The organism is Duganella vulcania (assembly GCF_009857655.1).
GTDB lineage: Bacteria > Pseudomonadota > Gammaproteobacteria > Burkholderiales > Burkholderiaceae_D > Rugamonas > Rugamonas vulcania.
In genome coordinates this window covers 41,625-68,113 of record NZ_WWCX01000015.1, presented here as the reverse complement: position 1 = coordinate 68,113, position 26,489 = coordinate 41,625, and the positions used below count along the sequence as shown (strand labels likewise).

The window sequence follows — 26,489 nt, the reverse complement described above, 5'->3', positions numbered from 1 at the left end:
GACTTATGCTAAGCAGTTTTTATCAGCCGGCAGTGTAGCAGCAGGTCAGGTCGGCGTGTCGACGTCGTCCCAATCGCGGTCTTCGAAATGCACCAGCCAGTTCAGCGCGTGGTGTCGTTCCTGCAGCACGCCGTCGTTCAGCGCCGCGGGAGCGGCGGTTTTCTTCAAGATCGCCTGGCGCGTGGCCCAGTGCTGGCGGTAATGCAGGTCCAGCGCATCCAGTATCTCCGCCGCCGGACGCATGGCCAACTGCTTGCGCAAGCCTTCGGTGCCACGCTCGATGACGGTGCGCGAGATGGCCGCTACGTCGCAGATCGCGTCGGCGAACGGCAGCGCCTCCTGCAGGCCAAGCACCCATTGCAGCACCAGGATGGCTTCATAACGCCACAGGAACTGCGTGGTCTCATGCCCCGTCGGCACGTCCTGCTCGAGGAAGGCGCGCTCCGCGTCGGTCAGGCCGGCAAAGGCAGGCGGGAAGCGTTTTTTCAGATCCTCGACGGCGATGGGTTGACCGCCCGTCAGCGACTCGGCTCGGATCGCGACCACGAACAGCGCCAGCATCCGACGCAGCACATCCTCCGGCGTGCGCAGGCGCAGTTCCGGCTCGGAGACCAGTGGCGGCAGCGTGGCCGGCACCGCGATCTTGCGGGAGGCAAGCAGCTCGTCGGAGCGCGCCTTGCGCTGCCAGGCCTGCGGTGGATAAGGCACCACGGCCTGCGGATCGCCGTCGTCGCCCGATGCGGGCAGCAGCACGCGCCCTTGCGGATCGCGCACACTGCCGTCGGCCATGAACACGATGGCGTTCGCAGCCAGCGCCCAGGCGGCAAAGCTGTCCATCGCGCCCTCCTCGACGGACAGGCTGACATGCAGGCGCACGCGCTGCACATGGCGGATCACGTGATACCGCACCTGCGTCATCTGACCAGCCCCGGCTTGGGCCAGATAGTTCATGAAGCCGTTGAGGTGGGGCTGCAATTCGGGATCGGACAGGTCGCGCCGCGCATTGAGCACGTGCGGGAAGCCGGGCTTGGGAACCTCGGCCACCGTGCAGTAGGCGTTGATCTGGATGTGGTGACTGGTGTCTTTGGCGGAGAACAGTTGCTTGATTCGGTTTAGCATGATGTGCTGGACAGTTTAACTGTCCAGCAGTGTAGCAGAGCCCTCCAGGGTCCTGGCTACCGCATGTCGAGCGCGCGGCTCCGGCGTGGGGGTGGGAATGCCCGGTCCAGCGCGGCCAGGTCCTGCGGAGAGAGCTTGATATCGGCGGCGGCGCGGTTGGCGCGCACGTGCACAGGATCGGTGGCCTTGGGGATGGCGATCACGCCGTCCTGGTGCAGCACCCAGGCCAGCGCGATCTGCGCGGGCGTGACGCCGTGGGCGTGGGCGACGGCATGCAGGCCGGGATTGTCCAGCAGCGCGGCCTGTTCGCGGCCGTGCGACTCCAGTGGCGAGTAAGCCATCAACGGCATGCCCTGCTGGCGGCACCACGGCAGCAGGTCGAACTCGATGCCGCGCTTGCACAGGTTGTACAGCACTTGGTCGGTGGCGATGGCGCCGCAGCCGACGGTGTCCTGCATGCTTTCGAGGTCGAAGTTGCTGACGCCGTAGTCCTTGATCTTTCCGGCTTTCTTGAGCGCCTCGAAGCCATCGACGGTTTCGTCCAGCGCGAAGTGGCCCTGCCAGTGCAGCAGATAGAGATCGAGGCAGTCGACCTTCAGCCGGCGCAGGCTGCGCTCGCAGGCGGCCTGAGTGCCCTCGAAGCTGGCGTTGTGCGGATAGACTTTGCTGACCAGGTAGACCTCGTCCCGGCGGCCGGCGATCGCCTCGCCCACCACCTCCTCCGCGCCGCCCTCGCCGTACATTTCGGCGGTGTCGATCAACGTCATGCCGAGGTCCAGGCCCAATTGAAGGGCGCGGACTTCATCGCGCTTGCGGATGGCTTCCTCGCCCATGTTCCAAGTGCCCTGGCCCAGCGCAGCTACGGTTGCTCCGGATGGGAATTTTACGGTTTTCATCATGGCTCCCGCCATTCAAAAAAACGTATAGTATCCCCAACCGTGCTTTTTCAGCAAACGCACCCGCACGTGTTCAGTGCCCGCCGCCGAGGTAGGCGGCGATCACTTTCGGGTCGGTCTTGAGGCTTTCCGCCGGGCCGTGGACCGAGATCGTGCCGTTTTCCAGCACGTAGCCGTAATCCGCCACGTTCAGCGCGGCGGCGGCGAACTGCTCCACCAGCAGCATCGTCACGCCTTCGGACTTCAGCCGCTGGATGATACGGAACACTTCCTCGACCAAAATCGGCGCCAGGCCCATCGACGGTTCGTCGAGCAGGATCACCTCCGGGTTGAGCATGACGGCGCGCGCCATCGCCAGCATCTGCTGCTCGCCGCCGGACAGCGTCCCGGCCAGCTGGTGCTGGCGCTCCTTCAAGCGAGGGAACAGCTCCAGCGATTTTTCCAGGTCGCGCTTGATATCGCCCTTGGGCCGGGCGCGCGTGAAGCGCGGGAAGGCGCCCAGCAGCAGGTTGTCCGTGACCGTCATCGACGCGAACACGCGCCGCCCTTCCGGCGAATGCGCCAGGCCGGCGCGCGCGATCTTGTGCGAATCGGCGCCGGTGATGTCCTTGCCGTCCAGCGTGACCTTGCCCTCCTTCGGCTTGAGCATGCCGGAGATGGCGCGCATGGTGGTGGTCTTGCCGGCGCCGTTGGAGCCGATCAGCGTCACCAGCTTACCCTTCGGGACCTCCAGCGAGATGCCGTGCAGGACCTCGACTTTGCCGTACGACGCGTGCAGATTGGTGATCGATAGCATGTGCTGTCCTCTTTAATGCGCCGCTGGCGCTTTGGTGCCGCCGTGTTCTTCGCCGCTGCCACCCAGGTAGGCCTCGATCACCTTCGGATCGCTCTGCACCGCGGCAGGCTTGCCTTCGGCGATCTTCTGGCCGAAGTCCAGCACCGTCACCGTGTCGGACAAGGCCATCACCACGTCCATGTGGTGCTCGATCAGGATGATGGTGATGCCATGGTCGCGAATCTTGCGGATGATCGCCATCAGCTCCTTGATGTCCGGCGCGGTCAGGCCGGCCGCCGGCTCGTCCAGCAGCAGCAGGCGCGGACTGAGGCCCAGCGCGCGGCCGATCTCCAGCAGGCGCTGCTTGCCGTACGGGAGATTGCGCGCCTCCTCGTTGGCCATCGCCGTCAGACCGACGAACTCCAGGATGCTGGCGGCGCGTTCGCGCGCGGCGCGCTCCTCGCGCTTGTAGCGCGGCGTCTGCAGCATCACGTCGAGCACATTCGATTCGAAGGTGTTGTGCAGGCCGACCAGCACGTTCTCGGTCGCCGTCATCTCGCCGAACAGCTGCACGTTCTGGAAGGTGCGCGCCACGCCGCCCAGCGCGATCTGGGACGGCGTGCGGCCCGAGATCAAGGCGCCGGCGAACGACACCTGGCCGGCGGTGGGCTTGTAGATCCCGGTCAGCACATTCATCATCGTGCTCTTGCCGGAACCGTTAGGGCCGATCAGGCCATGCACCGATCCCTGCACCACGTTCAGGTCCACCTGGTTGAGCGCCTTCAGGCCGCCGAACTGCATCAGGATGCGGTCGACGCTGAGCAGCGTCTCGCCGGCCGCCCCGCCCTTGGCGCGCGCGAACGGCTCGGCGCCGCTGGCCTGCACCGCCTTGGCATGCACGGCGCCCCGCCCCATCAGGCTTTGCAGGAAGCCGACGATGCCGTCCTGCAGATAGTAAACCACGAACAGCGTCATCAAACCGAAGATGGTCAGGCGCCAGTCGACGATGTTTTCCAGCTTGTAGGAATACGCGGCCATGCCGATGGTGGCGACCAGCGGCACCATCACGCCGCGCACGGTGGCGCGCCTTTTGTACAGCATCAGCGCGGCGCCGATCACGCCCAGCACGGCGGCCGCCACGGCGATCTGGCGGAACAGCTCAATATCGGCCAGCAGGCTGGGAAGCATCACCACAATCAGCGCGCCGATCAGCGAACCGGAACGGGTCTTGCGGCCGCCCATGATCACCGCCAGCAGGAACAGGATGGTCAGCTCGAAGTTGTAGGTGTTCGGCGAGATGTACTCCTCCGAATACGCATACAGGCTGCCGGCCAGGCCCGCGAAGCCGGCGCTGATGATGAAGGCGTACACCTTGTAGCGGTACACCGATACGCCCATGCAGTCGGAGGCGATCGGGCTGTCGCGCAGCGCCTCGAAGGCGCGGCCCAGGTTCGATTTCAATATGCGGTGCACCACGATCAGCGACACCACCATCAGCGCCGCCACCATGTAGTAGTAGCTTACTTCGCCGAGCTTCTGGCCGATGATGGTGGGCTTGGCGATCTTGATGCCCATCGGGCCTTCGGTGAGGAAGGTCATCTCGTTGATCAGGATCTGGATGATGGTGCCGAAGGCCAGCGTGACCATCGCGAGGTACGGGCCGGTGACGCGCAAGGCCGGCAACGCGAGGATGGCGCCGAACACCGCGGCGCCGGCCACGCTCACCGGGATCGCGATCCAGAACGGCGCGCCCAGCTTGAACACCAGCACGCCGGTGGCGTACGAGCCGATACCGAACAAGCCGGCGTGGCCCAGCGACACCTGCCCGGTGTAGCCGACCACGATGTCCAACCCGAACAACAGGATGGCGTAGATCAGGATCGTCTCGAACAGATGGATGTAGTAAGGATTGGGAATCAGCACCGGGTACAGCACCAGCACCGCCAGGCCAACGATGCTCGCCGCGAGGAGTTTCTTGTTCATGTCTCAGACCTTTTTGATGGCGGCTTTGCCGAACAGGCCGGACGGCTTGATCGCCAGTACCAGCAGAAGCAGCAGCAGTCCCGGTACTTCCTTGTAGCCGGTCGAAACGTAGTAGCCGGTGGTGGTCTCGGCGATGCCCAGTATCAGGCCGCCGACGATGGCGCCGACGCCCGAGGTCAAGCCGCCGATGATCGCCACAGCGAACGCCTTCAGGCCGAGCGAGGCGCCCATGGTGGCGCCGGTGAGCGTGAGCGGCGCCACCAGCACGCCGGCAAACGCCGCCGTCGCCGACGACAGCGCGTACGAAAAGGTGATCACCATGCGGGTGTTAATGCCCATCAGGCCCGCCGCGTCGCGGTCGTTGGCGGTGGCCACCACCGCCTTGCCGTAGATCGATTTGCGGTTGAAGATCTCCACGGCCGCCATGATCGCCAGCGCGCCGACGATCACCGCCACCTGCATCGGCTGCACGTTCGCGCCCAGCACCTGGAACGGCGCGGAGCTCAATGGCGACGGGAAGGTCAGGTCGTCCTTGCCCCAGATATTCTCGGCCACGTTCTTGAAGATGATGGCCAGCGCGATGGTCGACATGATCCAGCCGAATTCCGACTTGATCTTGATCGCCGGCCGCACGCCTATCCACTCGACGAACATGCCTTGCAGCGCGCCAAACACGATCACCAGGGGGATCATCAACAGGTAGCCCATGTAAGGCCCGCCGTGGATGGTGCCGACCAAGCTAAGTCCAACCAGTGCGCCCAGCATCAGCGACTCCCCCTGGCCGAAGTTGAGCGTGCCGGAGGTGGCGAAGGTGAGCTGATAGCCGAAGGCGATGACGGCGTAGATCATGCCGAGCGCGATGCCGCTGAATGCCAGTTGCAGGAAGATTTCCATGATAACCACCACTTTAGGACGACAAGAAAAAGGCCAGGCTTGAATCCTCAAGACTGGCCAGTACGAAGACCTGCGAGCTTACTTGGCCAGCACTACTTTGCCATCTTTGACTTCGCCGAACACGGTGATGTCGGCGGTGATCGCTTCGTGATTATCTTTGCTGAACGGCTTGTTGTAGGTGGTGACGACGCCGTCGATCTTCTCGTTCAGGTTCTCCAGCGCGGCCTTGATCTTCGGCCCATCGGTGGAACCGGCCTGCTTGATGGCCGCGGCCAGCAGGTAGATCGAATCGTAGCCCTGCGCCGCCGACACCGGCGACGGCATGCGGTCGCCAGGCGGATGGTAGGCCTTGACGTAGGCGTCGATGAAGGCCTTGCGTTTCGGCGTGTTCGGGTCCTGGATGAAGGTCTGCGGCATGCGGGTGCCGTTGCCGTTCTTGCCGGCGTTGTCGATGAAGTTAGCCATCGACAGCGTCCAGCTGCCGATCAGCGGCACTTTCCAGCCCAGCTTCTCCATGCCGTTGGCGATCTGCGCCAGCTCCGGGCCGATACCGTAGGTCAGCACCACTTCGGCGCCGGCCTGCTTGGCCTTGAGCAGCTGGGCCGTCATGTCGACGTCCTTCAGGTTGTATTTTTCGATGGCGACGGCGCTCATCTTCTTCAGGGCCAGCGCCTTCTCCAGGTCCTCGCGGCCAAGCTGGCCGTAGTTGGTGGAGTCGGCCAGGATGGCGACCTTCTTGAACTTGCGGTGGTCGACCGCTTCCTGCACGATCATGTGCGACTGGATGGTGTCGTTGGCGGAGTTGCGGAAGATGTAGTTCTCAGGCTGGTCGGCGAACTGGCGGGTGACGATGGAGCCGGTGGCGACGTTGTTCATGACCGGGATCTTGGCTTCCTGGTAGAAGCGCTGCGAAGCCAGGGCCACGCCGGTGTTGATATAGCCGACGGTGGCGGTGACCTTTTCCTTGTTGATCAGCTCCTGGGCGATCTGCACGCCGCGTTCGTTCTTGGCTTCGTCGTCGCGCTCCACCAGCTGGATCTGGCGGCCCAGCAGGCCGCCCTTGGCGTTGATCTCCGCCACGGCCAGCTTGACGCCGTCGCGCATCGACACGCCCATCGGCGCCGAACCGCCGGTGAAAGGACCTGCAACGCCGATCTTGATGGGATCAGCCGCCATCGAGGAAGCCGAGAAACCGAGTGCCATGCCTGCAACGAGCATTTTCAACTTGAAATTCATCTGTGATCTCCTGTTTACAACGTTCTTATAGTAGTCGCTTACGTGGGAAATTCGGCCGGATGGGCTCCCCATCGATGGGCCATTGTAGGGTAGTAGATCGGCAGCGGCAACAGATAGATGTGCGGCATCGCAGCAAGCCGCAGAGGGGCCGCCGCGTGTAAGCAAGCAGTAAGGAAGGCGTGCGCCGTAGGCCCGGACTACATGCCGGAGGTGCGTTGCGCCAGGGCGCGATTGGCGAAGCGCATCTGCGTCTCGGACAGCGCCTCGTTGCGGTCGAAGCCCATGGAGCCGTCGCGCAGGCCGATGGCCATCGCCATCACCGCTTCAGGATACTCCAGATCCGCGGCTTTTTCTATCAGGTGGCGTGCGGCCTGCTCGTCGCGCTTGACGCCGTCGCCGCTCAGGTACAGGTTCGCCAGCGCGAACATCGCGGCCGGCATCTGGCGGTCGGCCGCGAACTTCAACCAGTGGGCCGCGGCCTTGGCGTCGCGCGCCACCGCCATGCCGTTCCGGTACATCATGCCCAGGTAGTAGGCGGCCAGCGGATCGCCAGCCTTGGCGGCTGCGCTGAAGATCGAAAACGCCTTCGGCAGGTTGGCGGCCACGCCCGAGCCGCCGCGCAGGTACAGGCGCGCCTCGTCGACCGGCCCGGCCACGGCGTAGCCTGCGATACTTGTAGCCGCCAGCAGCAAACACGCCAGCACTTTTCGCCCCTGCTTCATGCGTCCTCCGTTCATAAGGCCAAATCGATGGCGTACAGGGCCAGGCCCTTGCCGCCGCCATCGTCCGTTTTGATCTGGGTGACGGCCTTCAAGCCAGCCTCCCTCGCCAGCTCCACCATGTTGGGGGCGGAATGAAACACCACCGCGCCCTTGGTCGCGACCGGCGCGAACCGCCAGCTGCGCGTGGAACCGTTGCGGGCACGGGTGACGTTCTTCTGCTGCTGGATGTAGGCGATCAGCACATCGCGGCTGGCGTCCGGCGATGCCAGGATGGTCTTGCTGCCATCCAGACCAGGGAAGGCGCCGCCACCGCTGGCGCGGTAGTTATTCGTCGCGACCAGGAATTCCTGCGCCGGCGACAAGGCCGCGCCCTTGAACCGCAAGGCCGTGATGCGCTGGCCGGCGGGTTTGGTCACGTCGATCTGGTAGCTGATGTCGACGTCGCTCAGCATGTCGAAGTTGAAGCCGGGGACTGCGGTGTTGACGAGTTCCTGCTGCGCGGCGCTGGCCGGGTCGATGCGGTTGAAACGTTCCGCAGCTTTTTCCAGCCAGGCCTTCAGGCCGGCGCCGTCCACCTTCACCACGTGCAGCGCGTTCGGGTACAGGTACAGGTCGGCCACGTTGTTCAGCGCCAGGCCGCCCGGCTTGACGTCGGTGTAGTCGCCCGCGCCGGCGGCGCCGGCCTTGAACGGCGACGCCATCGACAGCACCGGCAGCGCCGCGTACTGCGGCAGGTTGGCCTTGACGTAGTTCCGCACGTAGGCAGTCTGCGCCTGGTTTACCACTTCGATGGCGCTGCTGTCGCCGATGTCGGCGAAATAGGTCGTCATGCGAAAGTTGCTGCTGCCGACCGGTGTTTTCACGTAGCCGATGGTGGCCTCGTGCTCGGCCGCGACCAACGGTGCGATGGCCGGATCGGCGGCGACGTAGCTGCCGTCGGCGTTGCGCGTCGAGCGCACTTCGACCGTGGTGCGGCTCTTGTCCACCACCCAGGCCTTGCCGTCGTACTTCAGGCGCAAGCCGATCACGCCCAGGTGCTTGCCCCACAGGTTGGCCATCACGGCGGGCACGCCGTAGACCGTGCCTTTGGCCTTGTCCACGTCCGGCAGGCCGAATTCCGGCACCTTGCTGGCGGCGTCAGGGAACGGCTGGTGCGAGTGGCCGATCATCATCGCGTCCACGCCCGGCACCTGCGCCAGGTAGTAGTTGGCGTTCTCCATCTCCGGCGAATACGGCGCGCCATCGAGGCCGCCGTGCGAGATGGCCACCACCAGGTCCGCGCCCCGCGCCCGCATTTGCGGAATGTACTTGAGCGCCGTCTCGCGCACGCCCTCGGCGTAGACTTTACCTTCCAGCCAGTGCTTATCCCACGACATGACCACCGTCGGCGCAAAGCCGATGATGCCGACCTTGATCGTCGCCGTCACCGGCTTGCCATCGGGGCCGGTGGCGCTGATCCGGCGCGTGAGGATGCGGTATGGCTCGAACAGCGGCTGCCTGGTCTTGGCGCTGTAGATATTCGCCAGCACGATGGGGAAGTTTGGTCCGGCGCAGCGCGGTGCGTTGGCCGGCACGCCGTCCACGTCGAAATGGCTGGCGGTGACTTGGTTCAGGTAGGCCAGGCCGTAATTGAATTCGTGGTTGCCGATGCCGCCGCCGTCCACGCCCAGCGCGTTCATGGCCTTGTAGATGGCCAGCGGCTGGCCGCACGGCACCGGCGCGACCAGCGCCTGGTAGTCGGCCAACGCCGTACCCTGGATGGCGTCGCCGTTATCGAGCAACAGATTATTGGGGAATTCGGCGCGCGCCTGCTTGATCAGCGTCGCGGTGCGTTCCAGGCCGATCGACGGATCGGCCTTCAGCTTGTAGTAGTCGTAACTGAGCACGGTCGCGTGCAGGTCGGTGGTTTCCAGCAGCGCCAAAGTGGCCTGCGCGCCCAGGGGCGTGGTCTCGCCATGCGGCAGGCCGGCACAGCCAAGCAACAGGGTGGGCAACGCGAGTGTGAGGCGGCGAACTGCTGAATGCATGTAGAAAATAGCTAAAGTTGCAACTTTTTGGCAACGGACCGATGCGCAACATCATACGCACGTGATTTCCTTGCATCAAGCAACTTAAGGCAGAGAGGCCATAATTTTATGTCATGTGTGGCAAAAATGTCACCTTTTTGCATTCTATTGGGGAGGCGGCCTGCCATCCGCGCCGGCCCCGGCGTCGCGCTGCCCATTTAGCTGCGAGAGAACGGCCCGGCTAGGGTATAATCGAAGGTTTGATTTCAGCCTTAGAAAAGAAGAAAACATGGAAGCCGAACGCATCAACTCCCTCTCCGCCCTGCTCGCCGATCTGACCTCGCGCGAAGCCGAACTTCGGAGGTATCTTTGACTTCGATAAAAAGTCAGAGAAACTCGAACAAGTAAACGAAGAACTGGAAGACCCGACGGTCTGGAACGACCCGAAAAAGGCCCAGGATCTCGGCAAGGAAAAGAAATCGCTCGAAGCCATCGTCTTCGCGCTGACCAAGGCCGACACCGACCTCAAAGACATGGGCGACCTGTTCGCCATGGCCAAGGAAGAAGGCGACGACGACACGCTGGAAGCGCTGATCGCCGACGCCGAGGAAGTCCGCAAGGTCATCGAAGGCATGGAGTTCCGCCGGATGTTCAACAATCCGATGGACCCGAACAACTGCTTCATCGACATCCAGGCCGGCGCCGGCGGCACCGAGGCCCAGGACTGGGCTTCCATGCTGCTGCGCCAGTACCTGCGCTATTGCGAACGCAAAGGCTTCAAGGTCGAGGTGATGGAACAATCCGACGGCGAGGTGGCCGGCATCAAGACCGCCACCATCAAGGTCGAAGGCGAATACGCCTATGGCTTCCTGCGCACCGAGACCGGCGTGCACCGCCTGGTGCGCAAGTCGCCGTTCGACTCGGCCAACGGCCGCCATACCTCGTTCACATCGCTGTTCGTGTACCCGGAGGTGGATGACTCGATCGACATCGAGATCAACCCCGCCGACCTGCGCATCGACACCTACCGTGCGTCCGGCGCCGGTGGCCAGCACATTAACAAGACCGACTCCGCGGTGCGCCTGACGCACGGCCCGTCCGGCATCGTGGTCCAGTGCCAGAACGACCGCTCGCAGCACCGCAACAAGGCCGAGGCGATGGAAATGCTGAAGGCGAAGCTGTACGAACTGGAACTGCGCAAGCGCATGAGCGAGCAGCAGAAGCTGGAAGACTCCAAGACCGACGTCGGCTGGGGACACCAGATCCGCTCCTATGTGCTGGACCAGTCGCGCATCAAGGACTTGCGCACCAACTTCGAGACCGGCAACACCAAGGGCGTGCTGGACGGCGACCTGGACGACTTCATCTCGGCATCGCTGAAGCAAGGCGTCTAATGAGCTCCTCGAATTCGCAGCGCGCGTTCATCTTCGACATGGACGGCACCATCGTCGACAACATGGCCTTCCACACCAAATCGTGGCTGGCCTTCTTCGCCCGTCGCGGCCACGACCTCGACGCCGATGAATTCTTCCGCGCCACGGCCGGCCGCCAGGGCCATGAAATCATGAGCACCTACCTGGGCAAGCCGATGTCTAAGGAAGAATGCGCAGCGCTCGACTTCGAGAAGGAATCGCTGTACCGCGAGCTGTACGCGCCGCACCTGGCGGCGGTCGACGGCTTCGAAGCCTTCATCGCCCGCGCCAAAAGCGCTGGCGTCAAGCTGGCCGTGGCCACCGCCGCGCCAAACGAGAACATCGACTTCACGCTCGATGGCCTGGACCTGCGCAAGCAGTTCGACGCCATCGCCGGCGCAGCAGATGTCGCGCGCGGCAAGCCGGAGCCGGACGTGTTTCTGCTGGCGGCGGAGCGCAGCGGCGCCCTGCCCGTCCACAGCATCGTGTTCGAAGACGCGCCGCTGGGCGTGGAAGCGGCGCGCCGCGCCGGCATGCGCGCGGTGGTGCTGACCACCACCCTGCCGGCCGAAGCCTTCGCCGAATTCGACAACGTCATCGCCGTCGTGAACAACTTCAGCGAACTGGATGTCGAAGAGCTCTTCGCCGCCGCCATTAACTAATCATCACCTCAACAAAAGAACAGACCATGACTACGGATCTTCAAGAACAAGCAGCAGCGCCGGACGAAAACAAGATCATCGCCGAGCGCCGCGCCAAGCTGGCCGCCATCCGCGAACAAGGTGTCGCCTTCCCGAACGACTTCAAGCCACAGCATAAAGCCGCCGACCTGCACGCGCAGTACGGCGCGAAGTCGCGCGAAGAGCTGGAAGCCGAGCCGGTCACCGTGGTGCTGGCCGGCCGCATGATGCTCAAGCGCGAAGCCGGCAAGAAGGCCGCCTTCGCCACGCTGCAGGATTCGTCCGGCCCTAAAGCCGACGGCCGCATCCAGATCTACGCCACGCTGGACCTGACCGGCGAAGCCGCGATGGCCGCGCTGCACCACTACGACCTGGGCGACATCCTGGGCGTGGTCGGCACGCTGTTCAAGACCAAGACCGATGAACTGACCATCAAGGTGTCGGAACTGCGCCTGATCACCAAGTCGCTGCGCCCGCTGCCGGACAAGTTCCACGGCCTGGCCGACCAGGAAACCAAGTACCGCCAGCGTTACGTCGATCTGATCATGAACGAGGAAACGCGCCGCACCTTCAAGGCACGTACCGCCGCGATTTCGTCGATGCGCCGCTTCATGGAGAAGAACGAGTTCATGGAAGTGGAAACGCCGATGTTGCACACCATTCCAGGCGGCGCCGCGGCCAAGCCTTTCATCACCCACCATAACGCGCTGGACATGCAGATGTTCCTGCGTATCGCGCCTGAGCTGTACCTGAAGCGCCTGGTGGTCGGCGGCTTCGACCGCGTGTTCGAGATCAACCGCAACTTCCGCAACGAAGGCGTGTCGGTCCGTCACAATCCTGAATTCACGATGATGGAGTTCTACGCGGCCTACACCGACTATCACTGGCTGATGGACTTCACCGAAGCGATCATCCGCCAGGCCGCGATCGACGCGCACGGCACCGCGACGCTGACCTACGGTGGCCGCGAGCTGGATCTGGCCAAGCCGTTCCATCGCCTGACCATCGTCGAAGCGATCAACAAGTACGCGCCTGGCTATACGCCGGAGCAGTTGACCGACGTTGAGTTCATCAAGACAGAGCTGCTGAAGTTCGGCGTGAAGCCGTTCGCCACCGCCGGCCTGGGCGCGCTGCAACTGGCGCTGTTCGAAGAAACCGCCGAGGCGCAACTGTGGGAACCGACCTACATCATCGACTATCCGGTTGAAGTGTCGCCGCTGGCCCGTGCTTCGGACACCCGCGAAGGCATCACCGAGCGCTTCGAGCTGTTCATGGTGGGCCGCGAAATCGCCAACGGCTTCTCCGAGTTGAACGATGCGGAAGACCAGTCGGCACGCTTCCTGTCGCAAGTGGCGGCCAAGGACGCGGGCGATGAAGAGGCGATGTTCTACGACGCCGACTACATCCGCGCGCTGGAATACGGCATGCCGCCAGCCGGCGGTTGCGGCATCGGCATCGACCGCCTGATGATGATCATTACCGACTCGCCGAACATCCGCGACGTGCTGCTGTTCCCGCACCTGCGCCGCGAAGAGTAAGCAAGCAAAAAGGCCGCTCAACCGAGCGGCCTTTTTTTTCTACCGTTGTTCCTATTGCGGGAGCTTGCCACGATAGGCCGTCCGCATGACCGTGCCGCCCTCTTTCGTCGTGAGCAGCGAGACCAGCATGTCCGGCAGGATGAACACCGTGGCTTGCCCACGGGCCGCGGCGATGACGAGATCTCTCAGCCGATAGTTGATGGAGGGCCCGATGTTCAGCTTTGACTTGATCAGGTCATCGCAATCCGGCCACCATTGTTTATGGGTACACTGGTCCGATCGCACGTGCGGTATCCTGCGGCTCTCCAGCCGCTTTGCATATTCGGCCATCACCTGTTCCGGGGGCGAGTCGGAATACAAGGCATAGCCGCTGTAGATTCCAGACGAGGTTTCATACGCGAGCAGCTTGACGTTTGCGCCGAAGGCCTGCGTGGGAACCGAAGGCGCATAGACCATCGGCTGCGCAGGATCATAGGGAATCGCCTTCACCACTTCGTCCCTGCTGGCCTGGTGCCAGTTGGCCAGGCAGTGGGCGTCGGCCGCCGTGAAACAACTGCGGTAGCCGGTCCGTTCGCTGAGAAAAATCTCTTCCGCCGGATTGGCGGCCGGGGGCGCCACCGGCGCCAACGGTTCGGCTGCCCATTTGCCGTTGCTGTCCCGCTGCCATTTGTAAGTGGCGTTGAACCAGGTCCAGAGACGATCGTATGGGTTGACATCGGACTCGGGCCGGGGCGCGAGTTCAACGCTCGGAAACGGAATGGGATCGCGCCGCTCGCCATTCTCATCGACGACCATCACGAACGACGGCGCATCCATATCGTCGACATAGGCGAACGATTTCTCGTCGGGCGATACCGCTGCGAGCTGGTTGGCGGACAGGCGCTTGAGCAGGTCGACGGGCTGCGGCAGAATACTGACCTTCATGGGAAAGACGCTGAGCAGGAATCCCGGCGTCATCGCGCGCGGAAAATACCTGACGCCCTGACGGAAAGGATAGCCAAAACTGAAGCCCCGGGTGGCCACACGACGGGTATCATCCCGCCCCGGGGGGCCCTGCTCTATGCGTTCGACCACAGGTTTGCCGTCCACCTCATGAATCAGGAGGTCCCGCCAGTAGTAGTCGTCATAGACTTCGGCGAAAAAGGCTGGCGTATCCAACTCCGACCAGGGCTCGAGTTGGCGCGCGTCCTTGATGACAATTTTGTCGCGATAAATCAGTCGCTCGGATATCACCTGTCCGGAACTCATATAACTTCCGCCACCCAAATACCTGACGGTTAGCTTGGTGAACTCCCCGTGCGGGACGGCCTTGATGACATCTTCGTCGTCGAAAAGGGTTTTTGCGTATTTCCCCTCAGGCTTGTAGTGCATCGTGCTAAAACAACCGGTGAGCAGGGACGCGGCCAGCATCGCTGGGCCAAGCAATTTGACTAGTCGGGCTACGCTCATTTTCATCATGGGGTGTAGACCACCACGGTTCCGGCCATAAAATCGTGCGGCGGGCGCCGGCGTTTATTGGTCAACATAATGATCGTCTCTCCCCAGGTCCAAATGTTCGACAACAAAGTGACGAGGCCGTACCAGGCCGGCGCCAGCTGACTGATTTTTTCAGTGCACTCCAAGAACCAGAGCATGTAGTAATCGGCATCCGCTATATTCATGGTCCCGATCAGCAGCGCCAAGCACAAACGATACGGAATACCGCAGCGCCGCTTGGCGCCGCTTAGTTATTGAGGTCACGTAGTCTAGCGGATCGAAGGCAATATAAATACACGGATTGTCACACGGTTCAGTGGCATGCCCCCCCGTGTCGCGCTAAGCGGTGGAAAACCATGCCCGTTTCGGGTATAGTTTGGAGGTCAAGATGACACGCTTCCTCAAGCGAAAGACTGTCCGATGCCGCCTTGTGCAAAGCGGCTCAGGAGATGGAAAACGGTCTGGTTGACGCAGACCTGGGCGGATTCCTCTACAAGAAGCGGATTGCCCGCCCCGGCGGAGGCAAGAGCAGCGGCTACCGCACGCTACTGTCGGCCAGGATCGACAGCCGCTACGTGTTTCTGCATGGGCTCCAAGGGAGACAAGGCAAACATCACGCAGGACGAGAAGAAGGCGCTGCCGACATCAAACGCCTGCGCGAGGGCTTGAAGTTCAGCCAGCCGGTATTCGCACTTCATTTGCATACGTCGGCATCAACCGTGCGCAAATGGGAGCAAGGTGACACCCATCCCACGGGCCCTGCCCTCAAACTGCTCAACATCCTCGCCGACAAGGGCTTGCAGGCCATTATCTAACGGCGGCGTTCGTCCGCAGACTAGCCAGTCTCATCCGCCGCTGTGGCACCAAGAGCGCAGCGCAATCCAAGATCATGCTTGACTGCCTAACGAACGTTAGTTAGAGTACTCACTTCTACTTACAAACAGGAATTGGCGCATGATTCTGGCTCAACAAGACAAACGCAATTGGAGCGACTCCGGCATTCCCGGAGTGCAGACCTGTTCGACCTGGACCGGCAACGACGGCGATGGCGGCTACCTGGCCAAATTCCAGGCTGGCGCGCGGTTTCCAAAACACGCTCACGATGGATGGGAGCAGATCCTCGTCCTATCGGGCGCCATCCGCTTTAACGAGGTCGAGATGCGCCCAGGCGACGTGCTGCAGGTTCAGGGAAGCGATGAACATGAAGCCTGCGCATTGGAAGAAACGCTGCTGTTCGTTGCCCACCGCGGCGGCATCGAGATACTGGCCTGACCGAATGATGCACTCGAAGAAAAATCAGCCGGCGCTGACGCGGGAAACCATACTCGCCGCGGCAACGCGCCTGTTCCAGCAGCGTGGATTCAACGGCCTGGGTATGCGTCAGATCGCAGAGCACCTGCAAATAAAGGCGCCCAGCCTGTATCACCATTTCGCTTCAAAAGAAGATTTGACCAGGCACGCGCTGCGGCAGTATCGGGAGGAACAAGCCACGCGGCTGCTCGCCATCGAGGACGGCGAAGACTTGGCCGAGCAGCTTCGTATGTATGCAGGCCTGTTTGCCGAAATGCTGCACGACGGGAATCGTCTGTGCATGTACGTGACGATGGTGCGCGAACCGTCTTTTCAGGAGCAAGCCTGCGTCGACGAGCTGCAGCTGTTCGCCAAACAAAACGTCGACTGGCTTGAGAAGATTCTGCACGCTGGAAAAGGCGGCGCGCGCTTGCCGGCGGGCGTACGAGAACGCGAGCTGGCGGAAATCATTTTCGCGTCTTTCGAAGGCTTCATGACGGTTTCCCTTGCAGATAAAACGCCATCCGCGACGTTTCGGAAAAAAGCCGCCAATCTCCTGAAGATCGTGATCGGCTCAGCCGCTTAACTAAGCGGCCTTTTTTTACCGGCGATCATTTGCCGCCGCGCGCAGGCAGGTAAATCCATCCTTCTCAGAATTCTGCCCAGTCTTGTTCAGCTACAGCACCCACCCGCTTCAGCGGCTTGGTGGCCGGCGCGCTAACCTGCCGGGTTATAGGGGCGCGATGGTCTGCCGTCTCCAGCCTCACAACAGCCGCAATGTGCGCCCCATCCAACTTGAACACGCCCACCACTTGCGACAGATTGCTGGCTTGATCCTGCAGCGATCCCGCCGCTGCGGCGGCTTCCTCGACCAGCGCGGCGTTCTGTTGCGTGACCTCATCCATCTGCACGATCGCCTGGTTGATTTGCTCGATGCCCAGGGTCTGCTCTTGTCCAGCGGTCGTAATCTCCGACATGATTTCGGTCACGCGCTTGACGCTTGCCACGATCTCGTCCATTGTCGCCCCGGCCTGGCCCACCAGTTGGGCGCCGATATCCACCTTGTCGACCGAGTCGTCGATCAGCGTCTTGATCTCTTTGGCGGCGGCGGCCGAGCGTTGCGCCAGGTTGCGCACCTCGGAGGCCACCACGGCAAAGCCCCTGCCCTGTTCTCCGGCGCGGGCCGCTTCAACCGCAGCATTCAAGGCCAGGATATTGGTCTGGAACGCAATGCCGTCAACCACGCTGATGATATCGACGATCTTCCGGGAAGACGCATTGATTGAACTCATGGTATCAACCACCTGCGCCACCACGCCGCCGCCTTTGACGGCCACCTCGGAAGCGGACACCGCCAGTTGATTGGCTTGCCGGGCACTGTCGGCGTTCTGCTTAACGATAGACGTCAGCTCTTCCATCGACGACGCTGTTTGTTCCAGCGAACTGGCTTGCCCTTCGGTGCGCGCCGACAAATCGAGATTGCCGGCCGCGATCTGCGCCGAAGCGGTGGCGATGGTGTCGGTGCCGCTGCGAACCTGACCCACGATTTTCCTCAGGCTGTCGTTCATGGTCTTCAGCGCCTGTAATAACTGGCCAATTTCGTCAGCCGACGTGACGTCGATGCGGCTGGTCAAATCGCCCGCCGCCACGGTCTCCGCCACTTTTACCGCCTCACTGATCGGACGGGTGATCGAACGGGTGATGCCATACGCAAAAGCCACGCCGATCAGCAGCGCCGCCAGGCCCAGGCCAACCATCAGATTCCGGGAGGACGCAATGTTTTGCTTGATGTCGGCTCCGCTGGCTTCAACGATCTTCTTCTGCTGGTTAGTCAATTCCTTGACGCTGCCCTGCAGCGCGTCGAGCATTGGGAGCGTTTCCGCGATCATCAAGCTTGTGGCCTGCTCGCGCTGATCCTCTGCCACCAACTTGCCAACCTTGCCGAAGGAGACCACATACCGCGCACGTTGCTCCTTGATTCTTGCCAGCAGGGCCCGTCCTTCCGGCAAATAAACCAGGCCATCGAGCGTCGCCAGCGCCTCGCTGATGGTCTTCTTGTTGACCTCGATCTGTTCGCGCACCTTGTCGGCATAGGCCTTATCGGGCGCGATCAGCAACTCCATCGAGCGGCGCGCATTGGCCCGCGTCGTGGCGTCGATGACGTTTGCCGCCTCCGCCTTGATCCAGTCCTTCTCGATCATTTTGCCGCTCGTTTCGCCGATGTCCGCCAAGTGCATGAGACTGACCACGATCAGCGCCGCCATCAGCGCCAGCACCAGCCCGAAACCTGCGCCGAGACGGCCGGCGATCCTAATATTTGCGAAATTCATTTAGACTCTCCTGACTCTGGATAACTGCGATATGCGATTACGTTACATCGGAGCGCACCCTCGCCTGGCGGCCAGCGCGCTTTTCGATCAATCCGATGTGTTCTCGTCGTGCGCCCGTTAGCCATCACGGCATAGATCGTCTGTCCCGGCGCGGCGCGTGAGCGCTGAGGCCGTTGCGAGACCTATTCGGTGAGATTTTGCACGGGTTTGGGTGCGAGGAGCTTCGGTTGGCGCGAAATTGACATAATTGACTAATTCAATTATACGCTTATCTGGATTTCGTGGATTTGATGATTTTTTTATCAACATCAGAGCCGGCAGCGCGGCTTCAGCGGACCACGCGCCTGCTTGCCATCGAAGCCGGCGCTGGCTTGACGGCTATGCTCCGCAAGCCTCTTTGACAAACTCCGGCCCATCCCATCCGTCCAGATACTTGACCAGCCGGTCGTCCACATCGACCACGCGATGGCGGTAGAACAGGTGCATGGTTGGCCCCAGGGCGGCAGGCAGGTCGCCGCCGGCGGCGCGGGCCGCAAGGCTGTTGGGCACCACACGCATGTCGAGACGGTTGGTGCCGAACATGGTCTCGCCGCATCCGGCGCAAAACGCGCGCGCCATCTGTTTGGCGGGATGCGCGAACGTGACGACCGCGCCCCTGGCAACGCGGACCGCCGACGCGGGCCACGCCGTCGCCGACAGCATGGGCGTGCCATAGAAATCGCGGCACGAGCCGCAATGGCAATTCGCCCGCGCGGCCGGCTCGCCGCGCAATTCAATATGCACAGCGCCACACAGGCACTGTATGGAAATTGGATCGGTCATCGTGGCTTGAATTTGTCCGGCGTCCGCGCGCTCCGCGCGCGAACGCCGGCTGGCGTTACTGGATCACGCGATAGCAAGGCGTGTACTGCTTGCCCGCGAGCTTCATGCGATGCTGCGCCACGAAGGATGCCAGCAGCGCATCCATCGGCCCCATGATCTCCTTGTCGCCGTGGATTTCGAAGTGGCCGAACTTCTCGATGGCGCGTATGCCCTCGTCCTTGACGTTACCGGCCACCACGCCCGAAAACGCCCGGCGCAGATTCGCCGCCAGCAGGTGCACTTCCTGGTTCTTGTGCAGGCTCAGGTTGCGCATGTTCTCGTGCGTGGGCGCGAACGGATGCTGGAACTCGTGGTCGATCTTCAGGCCCCAGTTGAAGTAGTAGGCGTCGCTGCGGGATTTGCGGAACTCGCGCACCTGCTTGATCCCAGCCTGCATCTCGCGCGCCACCAGCTCGGGATCGTCGATGATGATCTTGTAGCGCTGCTGCGCCTCCGGGCCCAGCGTATCGTGGATGAACTGGTTGATCTGCACGAAGTACTCGCGCGACGTCTCCGGCCCGGTGAACACCAGCGGGAACGGGATCTCGGCGTTATCGGGATGCAGCAGGATGCCCAGTATATAAAGGATCTCCTCGGCCGTCCCCGCGCCGCCGGGGAACACGACGATGCCGTGGCCGGAGCGCACGAACGCTTCCAGGCGCTTCTCGATGTCCGGCATGATCACCAGCTCGTTGACGATCGGGTTCGGCGACTCGGCCGCGATGATGCCCGGCTCCGAGATGCCGAGGTAGCGCCCCTTGTGCAGGCGCTGCTTGGCGTGGCCGATGGTGGCGCCCTTCATCGGACCCTTCATCGCGCCGGGACCGCAGCCGGTGCAGATGTCCAGGTCGCGCAAGCCCATTTGATAGCCGACTTCCTTCGAGTAGTTATACTCGGCGCGGTTGATCGAGTGCCCACCCCAGCACACCACCAGGTTGGGGTTGAGCATGGGCTTGAGTACGCCGGCGTTGCGCAGGATGTGGAACACCGAGTCGGTGATGCCTTCGGTGCTGCCCATGTCGAACTTCGGATTGTCGCTCACCTCATTGCTGACGAAGACGATATCGCGCAGCACCGCGAACAGGTGCTCGTGGATACCCTTGATCATTTTGCCGTCGACGAAGGCGATCGCCGGCGCTCCCTTGATATCGAGCTTGATGCCTCGCTCGCGCTGCACAATGCTGATTTCGAACGACTTGTATCGCTCCAGCAGTTCCTTTCCATCGTCGATCGTGCTGCCGCAATTGAGCACGGCCAGCGCGCAATTGCGGAAGATGTTATAGAGGCCGCCCTGGCTTGTGTCGAGCAGCTTGTTCACTTCCGCCTTCGAAAGCACTTCCAGCTGGCCTTCGGGCGAAATCAGGGTATCGACAACGTCATGTTCCATGATGCGAAAATCCTTATTCAAATTCGATGCATAACAGGTAAGCCTGCCCTGCCAATATACGACAAACCAGCGCATTGTGGGGCGGAGAATGCCGCAGCAGGAATTTACATAGTTCTTAGCACAAAAGACATAACTTTGCAGACACGCCATCAAAATGTACGAGCGGAGTGATTTGTAGATTAAAATGGCGCCCAATTTGGCTCCCCATAAGGGAACCCGAGACACTTTTCATAGATCATAAAATTAGGAGAAGCCGCATGAGCGGTGCTACCACCACCAATACGGAAGTCGCTATTCCCGAATTCAAGCAGATCATGGGTCACCCTGCTCCGCTGTGGATGTTGTTCATGACCGAGTTCTGGGAGCGTTTCGCGTTCTACGGCATACGCTGGGCCCTGGTGCTCTACGTCGTGGCGCAGTTCTACAGTGGCGCGCCCACCGGCGAGGCTCCAGCCAACCTGATTTACGGCTCCTACCTGGCGCTGGTCTACGCCGCCGCGCTGTTCGGCGGCTACGTGGCCGACCGTGTCCTCGGCTACCAGCGCTCCATCCTGGTCGGCGCGACCTTCATGGCGGCCGGCCTGTTCATGATCGCCTTCCCCAACCAGACCGTATTCCAGCTTGGCCTGGCGACCGTCATCGTCGGCAACGGCATGTTCAAGCCGAACATCTCGACCATGGTCGGCAAGCTGTATAGCGCCGCCGATCCACGCCGCGACTCCGGCTTCACCATTTTCTACATGGGGATCAACTCCGGCGCGATGGTTGCACCGGTGCTGACCGAGTGGCTCGCTTCGACCATCTTCGGCACCAACGGCATGCCCGCTTACAAAGTGGTGTTCATGTCGGCCGGCGTCGGCATGCTGATCTCCCTGGTGTGGTTCTTCATCGGCCGCCGCAACCTGAAAGGCATTGGCGCTGCGGACGCATCGAACTCCGATCCCAAGCGCGTGGCGTATGTGGTTCTGGGCTCGCTGTGCGTGATCCCCGTGGTTTACTTCCTGCTGGCCGCCGGCGCCAACAACCTGCAGATCGTGCTGTCCGCGCTGTTCATCCTGCTGTCGGTGATGCTGCTGATCGAAGGTATCAAGAACGGCAAGGTCGCCCGCGACAAGGTCATCGCCATGCTGCTGATCTTCTTCTTCAACATCATGTTCTGGATGTTCTTCGAACAGGCAGGCAGCTCGTTCACCTTCCTGGCCGAGAAAATCGTCAACCGCGAGATGTACAACTGGACCTTCCCTGTGGCCTGGTTCCAGATCTTTAACTCGCTGGCCATCATCGGCTTCGCGCCTGTCGTCGCCTTCGTCTGGATCGCCATGCGCGGCAAGAATCCTTCGATTCCGCGCAAATTCGGTTTGGGCCTGCTGTTCAACGGCTCCGCCTTCGGCCTGCTGATGTTCGCGCTGTCGTCGCTGGTCAGCGCCGACAACCATATCCCGTTCTGGACCCTGGTCATGGTCTATGTGCTGCAGTCGATCGGTGAACTGTGCCTGTCGCCTATCGGCCTGTCGATGGTGACCAAGCTGGCGCCTACCCGCCTTGTTGGCCTGGGCATGGGCGGCTGGTTCCTGTCGACCGGTATCGGTAACAACCTGTCGGGCATCTTCGCTTCGTCGGTCAGCGGCGAGAGCGGCATGTCGGTGACGTCGGCGCTGTCCGGCTACACCTTCGGCTTCTGGTCGCTGATGGCCGGCGGCGTGCTGCTGTTCCTGATCGCACCGCTGATCCAGAAGCTGATGCACGGCGTGAAGTAAGCGTCTTCCGCACCAAACAAAAAACCACCTGCACGAGGCGCGATCTTAAGCGCTCCGGCAGGTGGTTTTTTTATGCGGCCTGCTTGTACTGGAACGGGTTCGCCGCGAGCCAGGCCTGCAGCTTGTCGCCTGCATCCTTCGGCAGGTGCAGGCCCAGTTTGGAGCGCCGCCACAGGATGTCCTGCGCGGTGCGCGCCCATTCGTAGCGGCGCAGATATTCCACTTCCGCCGCATACAGGCCGGGCGCGATCTCCTCGCCCATTTCAGCGATATCCTCTTTCTTCCCGAGCAGCGTGTGGACGCGCGTGCCGTAGGCGCGGGCGTAGCGCGCCACCAGCAACGGCGGCAGCCAGCTGTAGCGGCCCTGCACGTTGCGCAGCCAGGTGTCGAACTCCAGCACCGAGCGGTTCTGCGGCTCGGCGCCGAACAGATCGCCGCCCGGCAGGCAGGCGTTGTGGGTCCAGGCGCCGTGGCGGTTGCCCAGCGACCTGGCGATCAGGTCGACCGCCTCCTCCGCCAGCTTGCGGAAGGTGGTGATCTTGCCACCGAAGACGCTCAGCATCGGCGGGCCGTCGCTGTCGACTTCCAGCCGGTAGTCGCGGGTGACGGCCTTGGCGTCGGCGCCGTCTTCCACCAGCGGGCGCACGCCCGAATAGGTCCACACCACGTCGGCCGGCACAATCGGCTTGACGAAGTACTGGCTGGCCAGCTCACACAGGTAGGCGATTTCGTCCTCGCTGATGGCGACCTGGTTGGCGTCGCCGTGGTAATCGAGGTCGGTGGTGCCGATCAGCGTGAAGTCGCGCTCATACGGAATCGCGAACACGATGCGGCCGTCCGGGTGCTGGAAGATGTAGGCGTTGTCATGCTCGAAGATGCGCTTGACGATGATATGGCTGCCCTTGATCAGACGGAGATTTCCCCCGCCCTCCTTCGGCAGCGTCGAATGCAGCAGGCTCGCGGTCCACGGCCCGGCGGCGTTCACCACGTAGCGCGCGTTGACGCGGATGTCGCCGCAGCCGGTCTTGTGCAGTGCCGCTTCCCAGCCGCCGGCCTTGCGCGTCAAGCCGCTGCACAGGGTACGGGTCAGGATGGTGGCGCCCTTTTCGCAGGCGTCGATGGCGTTCAGCACCACCAGCCGGGCGTCGTCCACCCAGCCGTCCGAGTAGATGAAGCCGCGCTGGAATTCTGGCTTGAGCGGCTTGCCCGCCGCGTGCGCGCGCAGGTTGATGCCGGCCGACGCGGGCAACAGCTCGCGCTTGGCCAGCAGGTCGTACAGCATCAGGCCGGCCCGTATCATCAGCGCCGGGCGCTGGCCGGGCGCATGCGGCATCACGAAGCGCAGCGGCCACATGATGTGCGGCGCGGCGCGCAGCAGCACCTCGCGCTCGATCAACGCCTTGCGCACCAGGTTGAATTCGTAGTATTCAAGATAACGCAGGCCGCCGTGTATCAGCTTGGTGGAGGCCGACGAGGTATGCGATGCCAGGTCGTCTTTTTCGCACAGCACCACCGACAAGCCCCGCCCCGCCGCGTCGCGCGCGATGCCGGCGCCGTTGATGCCGCCTCCTACGATCAGGATGTCGCAATCAAGAGTGTGCAGCGGTTCCGCCATGTCTTCCCCGGTTGTAGAGCGTTTTTACTCAATATCTATTACGTTACGACAAAATCACCAATAGTCATAGGGGTGAGTGACCATATTTGCATAAAAAGCTACTTTTCATTTAAGGGTACCCAAATTTTTGTTGGTCTATAATCGCGCCTACCGCCGCTATCGTGAGAATAACGCCTTGAGTGCTTCCCCCATCAATCTGTCCAAATGGCTTACCCGCCGCAACGCCATTCGCGGCTTTATCGTGGCTGGCGTCGCCGCGCTGATCGCCGGCGGCCTGCTGCTGGCCTACCTGCTGCTGTATGTGGCGCCCAACCTGCCGTCGCTGGAGGTCATCACCGACTACCGGCCGAAGATCCCGCTGCGCATCTACACCGCCGACAATGCCCTGATCGGCGAATTCGGCGAGGAGCACCGCGACTTTGTGCCGATCAAGGACATTCCGGAGATGATGAAGAAGTCCGTGCTGGCGATCGAGGACAAGCGCTTCTACGACCATAACGGCATCGACTGGCGGCGCGCGCTGGGCGCTGCGCGCGCCAACCTTGGCGGCGCGATGCGCCAGGGCGGTTCCACCATCACCATGCAGGTGGCGCGTAACTTCTTCCTCACCCGCGAAAAATTCTACGGCCGCAAACTCAATGAGGTCATGCTGGCGTTTAAGATCGAGGCTGCGCTCAGCAAGGAGCAGATCCTCGAACTGTATATGAACCAGATCTACCTCGGCCAGCGCTCATTCGGTTTCGGCGCGGCCTCGCAGGTCTACTTCGGCAAACCGCTCAAGGATCTCGACATCGCCGAGATGGCGATGCTGGCCGGCCTGCCGCAGAATCCGGCACGCCACAACCCGGCCGTCAATCCCAAGCGCGCCAAGCAACGGCAGCACGTGGTGCTCAAGTCCATGCGTGACCTGAACTACATCACCGAAGACCAGTACCAGAAGGCGCTGCACGAAACGCTGCACGTCAGCCATCGCGGCCAGGAGTTCGACACCCACGCCGAGTACGTGGCCGAACTGGCGCGCCAGGTGGTGTACGCCCAATTCAAGGAAGACTCGTACACCAAGGGCATCAGCGTCTACACCACCATCCTGAAGGCCGACCAGAACGCGGCCTACGAATCGGTGCGCCGCAATGTGCTGAACTACGACCAGCGCCACGGCTACCGTGGCCCGGAGGCCTTCATCACGCTGCCGGCCACCGAGGAGGAGCGCGACGACGCCATCGAGGAGGCGCTGCAGCGCCGTCCGGGCAGCGACCGCCTGATCCCGGCCGTGGTGCTGGAGGTGGGCGCCAAGTCGGTCAAGGTGCAGAATCCGTTCGGCGAGGAGATCACCATCAGCGGCGACGGCCTGCGCCTGGCCGCCAACGCGCTGAGCGACAAGGCCAAGGACACGGTCCGCCTGCGCCCCGGCGCGGTGATCCGCATCATCCAGGAGAAGAACAGCTGGAGCATCACGCAGGTGCCGCAGGTGGCGGCGGCGTTCGTGTCCATCGATTCGGTCACCGGCGGCTACCACGCCATGGTCGGCGGCTTCGATTACAACCTGCAGAAGTTCAACCACGTCACGCAGGCATGGCGCCAGCCGGGTTCCTCGATCAAGCCGTTCGTATATTCGGCGGCGCTGGAAAAAGGCTTCTCGCCGGCGACCCTGATCAACGACGTGCCGCTGGACCTGACCGGAGCTGAAACCGGCAACGAAGCCTGGAGCCCCAAGAACGACGACGGCAAGTTCGATGGTCCGATCACCATGCGCACCGCGCTGGCCGAATCGAAGAACGTGGCCTCGGTGCGCATCCTGCGCTCGATCACGGTGCCCTACGCGCACAACTACCTGGGCAAGTTCGGCTTCGACCTGGCCAAGCATCCGAAGAACCTGACCATGGCGCTGGGTACCGGCTCGGTCACGCCGGCGCAGCTGGTGGGCGCGTACTCGGTGTTCGCCAACGGCGGCTACACCGTCGAGCCTTACCTGATCGCGAAGATCGTCGACGGCAGCGGCAAGATCATCTCCGAAGCCAAGCCGCGCACCACGCTGCCGGACGACGCCCGCGTCATCGATCCGCGCAACGCCTTCGTCACCGACAGCATGCTGCGCCAGGTTACGCGCACCGGCACCGGCGCCGCCGTGGCGCGCCTGGGCCGCCCCGACCTGGCAGGCAAAACCGGCACGTCCAGCGATGCCATCGACGGTTGGTTCGCCGGCTACGGCGGCGGCATCGTGGCGGTGTCGTGGATGGGTTACGACGATTCGAAATCGTTGGGCGGCAAGGAGTTCGGCTCCAGCGTGGCGCTGCCGATCTGGATCGACTACATGAAGGTGGCGCTGCAAAGCCGTCCGCCGCAGGAGCGCCAGGTGCCCGCCGGGTTGACCCAGGTGGACGGCGAGTGGCTGTACGACGAGTTCACCGGCGACGCCGCGCGCCATACGCTGGACATGGATGACGTGCCGCCGGGCGCGGAGAACGTGGCGCCGCAGCCGGCCGGCACGGCGCCGCCACCGCCGACCAACTAA

22 protein-coding genes are annotated in these 26,489 nt (G+C 62.5%); 8 read left to right on the top strand and 14 right to left on the bottom strand.

Features of this window, described 5'->3' with window-relative positions; translation table 11 throughout:
• Positions 1 to 45: 45 nt before the first annotated feature.
• From GTP90_RS11965 to GTP90_RS11930, 8 genes are all read right to left on the bottom strand, one after another.
• Positions 46 to 1,119 (bottom strand): DUF4272 domain-containing protein, encoded by a 1,074-nt coding sequence (locus tag GTP90_RS11965; RefSeq protein ID WP_161083741.1) that lies wholly within the window; start codon positions 1,117 to 1,119, stop codon positions 46 to 48.
• A gap of 56 nt (positions 1,120 to 1,175) precedes the next feature.
• Positions 1,176 to 2,015 carry an aldo/keto reductase gene (locus GTP90_RS11960; protein WP_161083776.1) on the bottom strand — a complete coding sequence of 280 codons (840 nt, stop codon included), beginning with the start codon at positions 2,013 to 2,015 and terminating at the stop codon, positions 1,176 to 1,178.
• A gap of 73 nt (positions 2,016 to 2,088) precedes the next feature.
• A complete protein-coding gene (locus GTP90_RS11955) occupies positions 2,089 to 2,811 on the bottom strand; it encodes an ABC transporter ATP-binding protein (RefSeq protein ID WP_161083740.1) in 723 nt (240 codons plus the stop codon).
• Positions 2,812 to 2,823: 12 nt separating this feature from the next.
• Positions 2,824 to 4,773, bottom strand: a complete 1,950-nt coding sequence (locus tag GTP90_RS11950) for a branched-chain amino acid ABC transporter ATP-binding protein/permease (RefSeq protein WP_161083739.1) — start codon at positions 4,771 to 4,773, stop codon at positions 2,824 to 2,826.
• Positions 4,774 to 4,776: 3 nt separating this feature from the next.
• Positions 4,777 to 5,667: a branched-chain amino acid ABC transporter permease gene (locus GTP90_RS11945; RefSeq protein ID WP_161083738.1), complete on the bottom strand. Its 891-nt coding sequence runs from the start codon at positions 5,665 to 5,667 to the stop codon at positions 4,777 to 4,779.
• Positions 5,668 to 5,745: 78 nt separating this feature from the next.
• On the bottom strand, positions 5,746 to 6,903 hold the full coding sequence (locus tag GTP90_RS11940; protein ID WP_161083737.1) for an ABC transporter substrate-binding protein: 1,158 nt from the start codon (positions 6,901 to 6,903) through the stop codon (positions 5,746 to 5,748).
• Positions 6,904 to 7,100: 197 nt separating this feature from the next.
• Positions 7,101 to 7,625, bottom strand: coding sequence for a tetratricopeptide repeat protein (locus GTP90_RS11935; RefSeq protein WP_161083736.1), 525 nt, complete (start codon positions 7,623 to 7,625; stop codon positions 7,101 to 7,103).
• An 11-nt stretch (positions 7,626 to 7,636) separates the two neighbouring features.
• Positions 7,637 to 9,652, bottom strand: coding sequence for a bifunctional 2',3'-cyclic-nucleotide 2'-phosphodiesterase/3'-nucleotidase (locus tag GTP90_RS11930; protein WP_161083735.1), 2,016 nt, complete (start codon positions 9,650 to 9,652; stop codon positions 7,637 to 7,639).
• Positions 9,653 to 9,920: 268 nt separating this feature from the next.
• Between GTP90_RS11930 and prfB the strand changes: the two genes are divergently transcribed.
• From prfB to lysS, 3 genes are all read left to right on the top strand, one after another.
• Positions 9,921 to 11,025, top strand: a protein-coding gene (prfB, locus tag GTP90_RS11925) for a peptide chain release factor 2 (protein WP_161083734.1) whose coding sequence is annotated in 2 segments (ribosomal slippage) — positions 9,921 to 10,001 and positions 10,003 to 11,025 — 1,104 coding nt in all. Because the reading frame shifts where the segments join, the coding sequence is not laid out codon by codon here.
• Positions 11,025 to 11,705 (top strand): HAD family hydrolase, encoded by a 681-nt coding sequence (locus tag GTP90_RS11920; protein ID WP_161083733.1) that lies wholly within the window; start codon positions 11,025 to 11,027, stop codon positions 11,703 to 11,705. Before prfB ends, GTP90_RS11920 begins: the two co-directional genes overlap by 1 nt.
• A gap of 26 nt (positions 11,706 to 11,731) precedes the next feature.
• Positions 11,732 to 13,261 carry a lysine--tRNA ligase gene (lysS, locus tag GTP90_RS11915; RefSeq protein ID WP_161083732.1) on the top strand — a complete coding sequence of 510 codons (1,530 nt, stop codon included), beginning with the start codon at positions 11,732 to 11,734 and terminating at the stop codon, positions 13,259 to 13,261.
• 51 nt (positions 13,262 to 13,312) lie between these two features.
• On the opposite strand, the gene GTP90_RS11910 is transcribed toward lysS, so the two are convergent.
• Positions 13,313 to 14,671 (bottom strand): hypothetical protein, encoded by a 1,359-nt coding sequence (locus tag GTP90_RS11910; RefSeq protein WP_161083731.1) that lies wholly within the window; start codon positions 14,669 to 14,671, stop codon positions 13,313 to 13,315.
• A gap of 44 nt (positions 14,672 to 14,715) precedes the next feature.
• Positions 14,716 to 14,943, bottom strand: a complete 228-nt coding sequence (locus tag GTP90_RS11905; protein ID WP_161083730.1) for a hypothetical protein — start codon at positions 14,941 to 14,943, stop codon at positions 14,716 to 14,718.
• 243 nt (positions 14,944 to 15,186) lie between these two features.
• On the opposite strand from GTP90_RS11905, the gene GTP90_RS37430 reads away from it, so the two are divergent.
• From GTP90_RS37430 to GTP90_RS11890, 3 genes are all read left to right on the top strand, one after another.
• Entirely contained in the window at positions 15,187 to 15,552 is a 366-nt protein-coding gene (locus GTP90_RS37430; RefSeq protein WP_308937304.1) for a type II toxin-antitoxin system RelE/ParE family toxin, read from the top strand.
• A gap of 139 nt (positions 15,553 to 15,691) precedes the next feature.
• Positions 15,692 to 16,009 (top strand): cupin domain-containing protein, encoded by a 318-nt coding sequence (locus GTP90_RS11895; RefSeq protein WP_161083728.1) that lies wholly within the window; start codon positions 15,692 to 15,694, stop codon positions 16,007 to 16,009.
• Between the two features lie 4 nt (positions 16,010 to 16,013).
• Positions 16,014 to 16,613, top strand: a complete 600-nt coding sequence (locus GTP90_RS11890; protein ID WP_161083727.1) for a TetR/AcrR family transcriptional regulator — start codon at positions 16,014 to 16,016, stop codon at positions 16,611 to 16,613.
• A gap of 64 nt (positions 16,614 to 16,677) precedes the next feature.
• On the opposite strand, the gene GTP90_RS11885 is transcribed toward GTP90_RS11890, so the two are convergent.
• The 3 genes from GTP90_RS11885 to ppnN all read right to left on the bottom strand — a co-directional run bounded on the left by GTP90_RS11885 (position 16,678) and on the right by ppnN (position 20,605).
• Positions 16,678 to 18,357 carry a methyl-accepting chemotaxis protein gene (locus tag GTP90_RS11885; RefSeq protein WP_161083726.1) on the bottom strand — a complete coding sequence of 560 codons (1,680 nt, stop codon included), beginning with the start codon at positions 18,355 to 18,357 and terminating at the stop codon, positions 16,678 to 16,680.
• Between the two features lie 378 nt (positions 18,358 to 18,735).
• Positions 18,736 to 19,179: a GFA family protein gene (locus tag GTP90_RS11880; protein ID WP_161083725.1), complete on the bottom strand. Its 444-nt coding sequence runs from the start codon at positions 19,177 to 19,179 to the stop codon at positions 18,736 to 18,738.
• Between the two features lie 55 nt (positions 19,180 to 19,234).
• The gene (gene ppnN, locus GTP90_RS11875; RefSeq protein ID WP_117010299.1) at positions 19,235 to 20,605 is read right to left on the bottom strand and encodes a nucleotide 5'-monophosphate nucleosidase PpnN; all 1,371 of its coding nucleotides are present in this window, start codon (positions 20,603 to 20,605) and stop codon (positions 19,235 to 19,237) included.
• Between the two features lie 257 nt (positions 20,606 to 20,862).
• Here ppnN and GTP90_RS11870 point away from each other — a divergent pair, with 257 nt between their 5' ends.
• Positions 20,863 to 22,362 carry a peptide MFS transporter gene (locus GTP90_RS11870; RefSeq protein WP_161083724.1) on the top strand — a complete coding sequence of 500 codons (1,500 nt, stop codon included), beginning with the start codon at positions 20,863 to 20,865 and terminating at the stop codon, positions 22,360 to 22,362.
• Between the two features lie 70 nt (positions 22,363 to 22,432).
• Here GTP90_RS11870 and glpD read toward each other — a convergent pair whose 3' ends face one another.
• Positions 22,433 to 23,977: a glycerol-3-phosphate dehydrogenase gene (gene glpD, locus GTP90_RS11865; protein ID WP_161083723.1), complete on the bottom strand. Its 1,545-nt coding sequence runs from the start codon at positions 23,975 to 23,977 to the stop codon at positions 22,433 to 22,435.
• A 175-nt stretch (positions 23,978 to 24,152) separates the two neighbouring features.
• Here glpD and GTP90_RS11860 point away from each other — a divergent pair, with 175 nt between their 5' ends.
• Positions 24,153 to 26,489: a penicillin-binding protein 1A gene (locus GTP90_RS11860; protein ID WP_161083722.1), complete on the top strand. Its 2,337-nt coding sequence runs from the start codon at positions 24,153 to 24,155 to the stop codon at positions 26,487 to 26,489.